The organism is Nitrococcus sp. (genome assembly GCF_059432795.1).
In genome coordinates this window covers 1-9715 of sequence record NZ_JBXWZQ010000017.1, presented here as the reverse complement: position 1 = coordinate 9715, position 9715 = coordinate 1, and the positions used below count along the sequence as shown (strand labels likewise).

Genomic DNA, 9715 nt, shown 5'->3' with positions numbered 1-9715 from the left:
GACTATGATCGGCATCGCTACAAGGCGCGCAATCTGGTGGAGCGCTTCTTCAACCGGCTCAAGCAGTTCCGCCGGATAGCGACCCGCTATGAAAAACTCGCCGCGCATTTTGCTGCCATGGTCAGGTGTGCGTGCATCGTGCTCTGGCTCGCTTAAATGTGAACAGGACCTAATGAGTAAGTGTACTCTGGGACAGGAGTGATCTGGATCGGTGCGAAAGAGGAGAAACTGCCAGGCAAGGAGTCAACGATGTGAGGGGACCCAAAAGGGGTCTGCGTGGCAGGATTTACATAAAAACACAATTATAACAGATAGTTATCTATGTTGTATGGCGGAGAGGGAGGGATTCGAACCCCCGGAGCCGTTAGGCTCGCCCGATTTCAAGTCGGGTGCTTTCGTCCACTCAGCCACCTCTCCGGTTTGATCCGCCGCATTGCCCTTCTCTCGAGCTGCGAAAGCGTAGGCTCTAACGGTCGCTCATTTTCGGCAGCGCCCGTCGGAATTACAAGATACTGGCCCGGCTCGCGCCGAAAAAACCCCGCCCATCTGCAGACGCGAACGCCGCAGCGCAGGGGCTCGGCGACGATACCTCGGGCCACTCGCCTCGCGCGCGCGAGCGCGATAAGCTTTCCAGATCGTCAGGGCAACCGTGCCTTTTGCCGTTTTAAGCCAGTGAGGCTACCAAGCCAGCCGGCACTCCTCACGCCAAAGGAAGCGAAATGAAGGATTTCCCGCGCCCCAACTGGCAAGAGCATGCAAGCGATGCGCGCCCGTGCGGGCGCTGCATCAACGGCTTCCCGCAGCCCTGTCCGTGCGGCGGACGGGTTCACGGCGAGCTGCTGAACATCCCAGATGACGGTTTTATTCAGCTTACCCGCTGCGAGCGCTGCGAGGTGCTGAAGGACGGTTAGAGGGCACCACGTGAAGGCGCAGCGCGTATGATGATCCGGCAGCGCGCGTCGCCTGGCGCCGAAAGCCTTCCGGGCGGCTTGGAGTGGCCGCCCGGCCTTGTTCCCTCAGCCTAGAGCTGCTCTGCCAGATACGGCTGGTCGGCCCCTTGCTCGATCCGCGCCCGCACGATCTCCTCGATGAGCATCGGCCCGGAATAGACCAGCCCGGAGTAGATTTGCACCAGATCGGCGCCCGCTTTCATCTTCTGCACGGCATCCGCAGCGCGGATGATGCCGCCGACGCCGATCAGCGGCATCCGTCCCTCGAATGCGGCATTCAAGCGACGCAGCACACGGGTCGAGCGTTCGAACAGGGGCGCCCCGCTCAAACCGCCACCCTCGTTCGTGTAACGCAGTCCTTCGACACCTTCGCGCGATAACGTCGAATTGGTGGCCGTAACGCCGTCCACCGCGTGTTCCAGCAGTTGCTGCGCGAGCACGTCGATCGCCTCATCGTCGAGATCCGGCGCCACCTTGACAACCAACGGCACGTACCGCCCATGCACGACCGTGAGGTGGCGCTGCTCCGCCTTCAGGGTCGAGAGCAGCTCGTCGAGCAGCTGGCCGTGTTGCAGCGTCCGTAGCCGGGGGGTGTTCGGCGAGGAGATGTTGACGACCAGGTAGCTCGCGTGAGAGTAGACCTTGCGCAACGCGATAAGGTAGTCATCGACGGCGCGCTCGACGGGCGTATCGGCGTTCTTGCCGATATTGATTCCCAGGACACCGCGATAACCGGACCGGCGCACCTGGCGAACGAGGTGGTCGACACCCTTGTTGTTGAACCCCAGCCGATTGATGAGCGCCTGGCGCTGCGGAATGCGAAACATGCGGGGAGGCGTGTTGCCGGGCTGCGGGCGAGGGGTCACGGTCCCGATCTCGATGAACCCGAAGCCGAGCCGGCTCAGCGCGCTGATGTGATCGCCGTTCTTGTCCATGCCGGCGGCGAGGCCCACCGGATTCGGGAAGCGTATTCCCATCACCTCGCAAGGCAGCTCCGGCGTTCTACGCGCGCCGAGCAGGCAACTCAAACCAAACGGCGCGGTGGCCGAGAGCAGACGCAACGTCGTCTGATGGGCCCGTTCCGGCTCCATGAGAAACAGTAAATCGCGAATAACCCCGTACACCGGATCCCGCATCTTTGTCTACCTGATCACATTCAATAATCGCCTAAGGTGCCGGGTCTGTCCAGGGAACCCGGCCAGGCGGTGCCCCGCCCGTAAGGCGCTGCGAGCCGGGGCTGGGCCTGTTGCGCTGCCCGCCGCCTAGTCCTCCTCGAGCTCCTGCTTGCGCTGGCGCAACATCATGGACTGGCGCTGCAGGAGGTGTTGCACCAATACTTCTCGATCGTATTCGCGCACGAACTGAAACCGGACACCGACGTTGAAGCCGCCGCGCCCGCCACTCTCCCCGCAGCGCACCACCTCGGCAAAGGTGTGCAGGCCAAGCCCGGTGGCGGGCATCATGATCCGCATATCCAGAGCTTGGCCGACTTCGAACACCTCGATCGTGCCGAAGCCAATGCCGTCGGCGCCGATATCCACCGCCAGGAACTCCGGAGGCCGATCGCCAAACTCATGGATCATCAAAACGCCGATCACCCGATCGAGCTTGCGATCGAGGTGTTCGACGAGACGGGCAAATACCGCCGATTCCCGCTCGGCCTGGCGACGCAGAACGGCGGTCTGCTGACGCAGTTCGTTCATCTCCGAAACCAGAGAAAAGGCGCTCGCTGCCTCCTGGGCGTACTTGCGGCGGCGAAACTCCATTTCCTGTCGGGAAAGGCGCTCGTAATCGATCAGAACCGTATCGTTGACCCGGAAATTCTCGCGCCGTTCCCCGTGCACATCGTGAGGCTCTCGATCAGCCACCTTCCTGTCCTCTTGCATCGCTCGCATCGAGCACGTCTTTGACGCTACGGGATAATTCTAAACCATTCCCATTGATCAGCCGGATCTCCACGCGGCGGTTGCGCGCTCTGTGCTGCAGGGTGTCATTGGGCACCAGAGCGCGCGTATCGGCATGGCCGGCCACGGTGATACGGTTCGGATCCACCTCGTCAATCCCCTGCAGCTTGTGCAGCAGCGTAACCGCGCGCGCCGCCGAGAGTTCCCAGTTGGAGCGAAACTGGCTATTGTGAATGGGAACATTGTCGGTATGCCCGGCGATGACCACCTCGCCCTCGGTCATCCGTATCGCTTGCCCGATCTTGCGCACGGCCGGCAAGAACGGCCTGATGAGCTCCGCCGAGCCGGAAGGGAACGAGCCGCGCTCCCGAATCCGGATAACGATCTGAGTACCAATGCGAGCCACTTCGATCAGGCCGCTGTCAATCTCCTCGCGAAACAGCCCCTGCAGTTTGATCAGATTGGCACGGGCCTGCGCTTCGGCGCCGATAAGCGGTTGCGGGGGGCGCGAAATAAAGCTCGGGCTGCCGATATTGCCCGTTTCGATGGGAACGCCGGGCTTCATCGGACGAATGAAGTCGCTCAAGTTTCTCTGCGGCGGCGCGTCTTTGGCAAAGATCGAGTGCGAGGGCTGCCCGGGAGTAAAATCGCGTGCCACGAAGCTTGTCCCCATGGGAGACTGCTTGGCGAACTCCTCTTCCTGCACGCCGAACGCCATACGCATGGATCCGGCGATCTGCTTGTACTTGTTGACGTCCATCTCGGAGAAGGAGAGCAGCAGCACGAAGAAAGAAAGTAACAGCGTGCTCAGATCCGCGAACGTCGCCATCCAGGCGGGCGCGCCGGCAGCCACCCGCTTTTTGTCCTTCTGCCCCGTATCCCCGAGCATGCGATCAGGCGGCCTGCTCGGCCGGCACCCGCTGCTTGGCGGGGAGATAGGTCTTGAGCAACTCCCCGATCACCCGAGGATTGAGCCCTTCCTGGATGGACAGCAAGCCTTCCAGAATCAACGTCCGATTAAGGCGTTCCTCGCTATTGCGGTTCGCAAGCTTGTCGGCGATCGGAATTGCGATCGAGTTTGCGAGCACGGCGCCGTAGAGCGTGGTCAACAGCGCCACGGCCATCGCCGGGCCGATCTGCTTCGGGTCGTCCATGTTGCTGAGCATCTGTACCAGACCGATCAGGGTGCCGATCATGCCCATTGCCGGAGCCACGTCACCGATGGCACGGAAGACCTGCTCGCCTTGCTCATCGCGCGCCATCGTCAAATCGATCTCTTGGCCGAGTACCTTTTTGACCAGATCGGGCTCATGGCCGTCGGCGATAAATTGAATGCCTTGCCGGAAAAACGGGTTCGCGACCTCGAAGTTTTCCAGCGCCAGCAATCCCTCCTTGCGCGCCACCTGCGCCAACTCCACCGTCTGCTCGATCAAGGCCTGCGGGGCCTCGCTGCGAAATCGAAACGCCCGGCCGGCGGCCTTGAAGGCGCCCAGGAACTGGCCGAGCGGGAACTTCATCAGCACGGCCATCAACGTACCGCCCAGCACGATGAGCACCGATGGCGCGTTCAAGAAGATGGCCGGACTGCCGCCGACAACGATGGCGGCAACGATGACTCCGAGGGCACCGACGAAACCAATGAGGGTTGCCAGATCCATGGAACGTGATACTCCTGACGCCCATCGAGCACTGTGATAGTTTGGACGCTGCGACTCGGCGCAGTCGGACAACTAAGTTAGCGACACGATCCCGTCGTTCTTGACCAGCGTGCTGTGAGCGGATGCTCAGTTTGCCCGGCGCGCCGTTCCTGCCGAGTCGCGTGCACGGCGCAGGAGCGAAACGCGGTCGGTGTTGTCAACCTGCAGACCAGTCCCCGCAAACATGGGGCTCGATGATGGCAAATGAGGCGCTTGAGACACGGCTGCGCGCGGTGCTGACCGACGTCGGCCCGCACTCCGTTATGGTCATCGGCGATGCGCTGGCACCCACTGTCAAGTCGCTCACCAGCAGTGGGGTGTCCCTCACCTGCCTTGCCAGCGCCGAGGCGACGGAAGGAATAACCGCGCTCGGCATCCACGACCTGGCGCTGGTACAGGCGGACGCGGCGTTGCCGGCGGAGGGGATTGACGTCCTGCTCTCACGCCTGCGCGATGTGCATGCGCGCAAGGTCTTGGTCATCGTGTCGTCGGAGCTGGATGGGGGATCCTGGCGGCGCCAGGCGCTGATCGGTCTCGGATTCACGCCCTATGGGCAAGCGGCCGGCGTGGCGGGCGAGCGGCTCTTCCTCTATCAGTTCGATATCGCAACCTATAAGACGACCCCGGATTGGCTCTCCCCGAGCAATTGGGCCAACCCGGAACTCTGGGACAAGTACCGCTGGTGAGCCGCGGCCCAACGCCGTGCGGTGCGATGTCTTTCAGGGATCTTGCGAATCCGCCAGCCCCGTGGCCGCCAGCCATTCGATGATACGCTCCGCCACGGCTTGCCAGTCGGGCTCCAGCATGATCGCGTGCGCCATTTTCGGTTGCAGGTGCAGGTCGGCGCCATAGGCTCGGGCCGTCTGCCTGGTCTCGGCAATCGAGAACAGCGCGTCGCCTTCGGCGCCGATGACCAGCATCGGTGGCACGCGCATGCGCCAGGGGCAGGGCAAGGCCCCGACCGTCATATCCCATAGTGCCCGCCGCGACTCCGGCTGCAGTTTGCGGGCGTATTCGAGCAACACCGCATCCGGCAGGTGGTCGGAGAACACCGCGCGCCGCGCGATGCTCAGATCGGCGGCGCCCGGCCCGAGACCTTGCAGGGCGGTCAGCTCTCCGAGCAGCGACGGGTCGGAGAGCATCAACCGCATGCTCGACTGCGCCAGGCCATGAGGCGGCACTGACGCCATGAGCACGGCACCCGGCACGGCGTGGCGTTCCAGGTACTTCTGGATCACAAAGCCGCCCATGGAATGGCCGATGAGCACCGGCGGCCGCTCCAGCGTGGCCACGACGCGCTCGAGGTCGCGCACAAACTCGAATATGCCCGTTTGCTGCAGCTCTCCGTGCCCCGCGCTGCGGCCATGGCCGCGCAAGCTGAGCGCATAGACGGTATAGCCCCGCTGTACGAAATAGGGCAGAAAATGAACCTCCCAGCACCATGCCCCCACATAGGCACCATGCAGGAACACCAACGGGGTCCGAGTGGCAGGCTGCGGCGGACGATGCACGAGCACCTCGAGCCGCGGTTCCGCGTCCTCGGATACGCCGCTTGCTGAATCACTGAATCCGGCGAACATCAATCACCTCCAGCCGTTGACCTGCCGCGGCACCGGGAAGGCGTCCCGCACCGCGGACAATGCGCAAGCGCCTCATCCTACCCCGCTTTGGCGCCCGATTGCGCCGACAGGAGACACCCCCTCTGCCCGAGGCACAATCGTAGGCCGAGGATGCGCTGTTACGACATACAGGTTAAGCTAGTGATCATATACCCATACGGTACGTACAAGCGTTTGACCAAACGGGGAAAAGCGTAGGTTCAATGTCACGTCAGCCCACTACCGTTTACCGCCGCGATTATTCCGCCCCGGATTTCCTAGTCGATCACGTGGCGCTGCGCTTCGAGCTGCACCAGGAGCAGACGACGGTTCACGCGCGCTTGGAGTTGCACCGCAACGAATCCGCAATGGCCGGCGCTGGGCCGCTGCGGTTGGACGGCATCGACCTCGAGCTCCTGGGGTTGACGCTCGACGGCTCGCCTGTACCGGAACAAGCGTTTCAACTGGATGCCGAAGGGCTCACCATCGAGCGAGTCCCGGCACGCTGCACCCTTGAGGTGATCACGCGCATTCGCCCCCAGGAGAATACGCGTTTGGAGGGCTTGTATCGCTCCGGCGCGATGTTCTGCACCCAGTGTGAAGCGCAGGGCTTTCGGCGCATCACATTCTTCCCGGATCGTCCGGACGTCATGAGCCGCTTCACCACGACGATCGAGGCGGACCGTGATCGCTACCCCGTACTGTTGAGCAACGGCAACCAGGTGGCGCAGGGACCGGCCGCGGGTAACCGCCACTGGGTCCGCTGGGAAGACCCCTTTCCCAAACCGAGCTATCTGTTCGCCCTGGTCGCGGGTGATCTCGCCTGCCATGAGGACCGTATCGTTACCGCCTCGGGCCGCGAGGTCCGCCTGCGGATCTTCGTCGAGTACGAGAACCGCGGCAAAACGGACCATGCCATGGCCTCTTTGAAGGCGGCCATGCGGTGGGACGAGTCGACCTATGGCTTGGAGTGTGATCTTGACGATTACATGGTCGTCGCGGCGGGCGACTTCAACATGGGTGCAATGGAGAACAAAGGGCTCAATATCTTCAACACCCAGTACATACTCGCCCGGCCGGAAACCGCTACCGACACGGACTATGAGAATATTCTCGCCGTGGTCGGCCACGAATACCTGCACAACTGGACGGGCAACCGGGTTACGCTGCGGGACTGGTTCCAGCTCAGTCTCAAGGAAGGCCTTACGGTATTTCGCGAACAGCAATTCAACGCGGCCATGGGCGCGGCGGCGGTAAAACGCATTCAGGAAGTGCGCGGTCTGCGCGCGGCGCAGTTTCCTGAGGATGCCGGCCCCATGGCCCACCCGGTGCGCCCCGACGAATACGTCGAAATCAACAACTTCTATACGGCCACCGTCTATATGAAGGGCGCGGAAGTCATCCGGATGTATCACAGCCTCCTCGGCCAGGAGGGCTTCCGGCGCGGGCTCGCGCTCTACCTCGAGCGCCACGACGGCCAAGCGGTGACCTGCCATGATTTCCTCACGGCCATGGCCGAGGCCAACGGAGTAGACCTCGAGCAGTTTGCGCTGTGGTACAGCCAGGCCGGCACACCGCGGCTGGAAGTGCAGGACGAGTATGATCCAGCCTCGCGGCGCTATACTCTGCACGTGCAACAGCGCACGCCACCCGCCCCAGGCCAACCCGACAAGAAGCCGTTGCATATTCCGATGATCATCGGGCTGCTCGACGCGGACGGTCGGGATTTGCCGCTGCGCCTGGACGGCGAGACGCGAGCGCTCGGCAACGGCAGCCGCGTGCTCGAGCTACGCCGTGAGCGGGAGACATTTCACTTCGTCGATATCCCGCAACGTCCCTGCCCTTCGCTGCTGCGCGGATTTTCGGCGCCGGTGAAGGTGAATTACCCGTATACGGAGGAGCAGCTGGCGTTTCTCTTCGGTCACGATAACGATGAGTTCAACCGCTGGGAGGCGGGACAGCGGTTGGGCACGCGGATCCTGCTGCGCTGGGTCGAGGACGGACCGCAGCCGCTGCCAGAGCGCTTTAACGCGGCATTTCGGCGTACCCTGTGCGACACCGAGACCGACCCCGCCTTGCTTGCTGAAGCGCTGGCGCTGCCGAGCGAGAGCTTCCTCGCCGAACAGATGGAGACCATCGACGTCGATGGCATCCATTCCGCCCGGCAAGCCCTGCGTCGCGGCCTGGCCGAACAGCTCGTCGAGGAATTGCGAAGCCGTTACGCGCTGTGCGAGGAACAAGAGCGCAAGATGGAGGACGCGCGGCTGGCGGCCGGCCACCGTCGGCTCAAGAACGCCGTCCTAGGCTATCTCATGACGCTGCAAGAACCCATGGAGCTGCAGCGTTGCCTCGGCCAATATCGGCGGGCTGACAACATGACGGACGCTTTGGCTGCACTTGCCTTGCTGGCCGACAACGGCTCCCCTGAAGCCGAAGCCGCGCTGACGGACTTCTACGAGCGCTGGCGGCATGAACCGCTGGTTGTGGATAAATGGCTTCGAGTCCAAGCTTTGTCCAGCCGCGCCGATACGCTCAGCCGCGTGATTGGCCTGACCGCGCATCCCGCCTTCGATATCCGCAACCCAAACAAGGTCAGAGCGTTGCTGGGGGCGTTCGCGCAAGGCAATCCCGTTTGTTTTCACGACGTCTCGGGCGAAGGCTATACTTTTCTTGCGGACCGGGTGCTGGAGTTGGACGCCATCAATCCACAGACCGCCGCCCGGTTGGTTACACCGCTCAGCCGCTGGGGCCGATATGATTCGATAAGAAGCGCCTACATGTATCGGCAGTTGGATCGGGTTTATGCCCGCGAGGGATTGTCAAAGGATGTGTATGAAATCGTAGCCCGGAGCCTTGATCGAGCGGCAGAGTAGACGGGGGTGACGATGAGCGGGTGCCGACCCTTGCGGCGTTGGCTGTCGATAATGCTGGCAAGCGTATTGCTTGCCGGCTACGCGGTGTTGGCGTTAACGAACCCATTTCCGCGCTCGGGTTCGGATTTCGCACACGCCGAACAGATGATCGGCGCTTTTCTGGCGCAATATCACTACCGCGACCGGCCGGTCGATGACGACCTCTCCCGCCAGGTTTACGATGCGTACTTCACGGCGCTCGATCCCCAGCATTACTATTTCCTGGCGCAGGATCTGGCACGGTTCGCTCATTATCGCGCGCGTTTGGACGACCTCCTGCGCGATGGCGAAATCACACCGGCTTTTCGCATTTTCGATGTCTATCGCGAGCGGATCAAGGAACGCAGCGAATTCGCGCTCGCGGAGCTCGCCAAGCCGTTCAAGTTCACCACCCACGACACCTTCGACATCGATCGTACCGAGGCGCCATGGGCGACGGGCGAGGCAGTGCTCGACCGGATCTGGCAAAAGCGGGTGAAAAACGATGCGCTAACGCTGAAGCTCGCGGGTAAAAGCGCCGATGAGATCCGATCAACGCTGCGCGACCGCTACCAGCGGATCGCCCGCAGCCTCGCGCAGTATCAAGACGAGGATGTCTTTCAACTATACATGAACGCCTGGGCGGGGGTTTTCGACCCGCACAGCAGTTACCTC

At 62.5% G+C, this 9715-nt stretch carries 9 protein-coding genes, 1 tRNA gene and 1 pseudogene; 5 read left to right on the top strand and 6 right to left on the bottom strand.

What is annotated here, in order from left to right; translation table 11 throughout:
- Positions 1-156: transposase (locus tag AC52Q4_RS01855; RefSeq protein ID WP_495535100.1), on the top strand; the 156-nt coding region annotated here is incomplete at its 5' end.
- Positions 157-329: 173 nt separating this feature from the next.
- Here AC52Q4_RS01855 and AC52Q4_RS01850 read toward each other — a convergent pair.
- Positions 330-417, bottom strand: a tRNA-Ser gene (locus AC52Q4_RS01850).
- Between the two features lie 302 nt (positions 418-719).
- Between AC52Q4_RS01850 and AC52Q4_RS01845 the strand changes: the two genes are divergently transcribed.
- Positions 720-911, top strand: a complete 192-nt coding sequence (locus tag AC52Q4_RS01845) for a hypothetical protein (protein ID WP_495535099.1) — start codon at positions 720-722, stop codon at positions 909-911.
- Between the two features lie 110 nt (positions 912-1021).
- Here the strand turns inward: AC52Q4_RS01845 and AC52Q4_RS01840 are convergent, their stop codons facing one another.
- The 4 genes from AC52Q4_RS01840 to pomA all read right to left on the bottom strand — a co-directional run bounded on the left by AC52Q4_RS01840 (position 1022) and on the right by pomA (position 4512).
- Positions 1022-2086 (bottom strand): quinone-dependent dihydroorotate dehydrogenase, encoded by a 1065-nt coding sequence (locus AC52Q4_RS01840; protein WP_495535098.1) that lies wholly within the window; start codon positions 2084-2086, stop codon positions 1022-1024.
- A gap of 126 nt (positions 2087-2212) precedes the next feature.
- The gene (locus AC52Q4_RS01835; RefSeq protein WP_495535097.1) at positions 2213-2818 is read right to left on the bottom strand and encodes a PilZ domain-containing protein; all 606 of its coding nucleotides are present in this window, start codon (positions 2816-2818) and stop codon (positions 2213-2215) included.
- Positions 2811-3743 carry a flagellar motor protein MotB gene (locus AC52Q4_RS01830; protein ID WP_495535096.1) on the bottom strand — a complete coding sequence of 311 codons (933 nt, stop codon included), beginning with the start codon at positions 3741-3743 and terminating at the stop codon, positions 2811-2813. Before AC52Q4_RS01830 ends, AC52Q4_RS01835 begins: the two co-directional genes overlap by 8 nt.
- Positions 3744-3747: 4 nt before the next feature.
- Entirely contained in the window at positions 3748-4512 is a 765-nt protein-coding gene (pomA, locus tag AC52Q4_RS01825; protein ID WP_495535095.1) for a flagellar motor protein PomA, read from the bottom strand.
- A gap of 233 nt (positions 4513-4745) precedes the next feature.
- Between pomA and AC52Q4_RS01820 the strand changes: the two genes are divergently transcribed.
- A complete protein-coding gene (locus AC52Q4_RS01820; RefSeq protein WP_495535094.1) occupies positions 4746-5237 on the top strand; it encodes a DUF6231 family protein in 492 nt (163 codons plus the stop codon).
- Between the two features lie 33 nt (positions 5238-5270).
- Here the strand turns inward: AC52Q4_RS01820 and AC52Q4_RS01815 are convergent, their stop codons facing one another.
- Positions 5271-6131 (bottom strand): alpha/beta hydrolase, encoded by an 861-nt coding sequence (locus AC52Q4_RS01815; RefSeq protein WP_495535093.1) that lies wholly within the window; start codon positions 6129-6131, stop codon positions 5271-5273.
- A 242-nt stretch (positions 6132-6373) separates the two neighbouring features.
- On the opposite strand from AC52Q4_RS01815, the gene pepN reads away from it, so the two are divergent.
- Entirely contained in the window at positions 6374-9022 is a 2649-nt protein-coding gene (pepN, locus tag AC52Q4_RS01810) for an aminopeptidase N (protein WP_495535092.1), read from the top strand.
- A 30-nt stretch (positions 9023-9052) separates the two neighbouring features.
- Positions 9053-9715, top strand: a pseudogene (locus tag AC52Q4_RS01805) (carboxy terminal-processing peptidase); the annotation flags it as partial.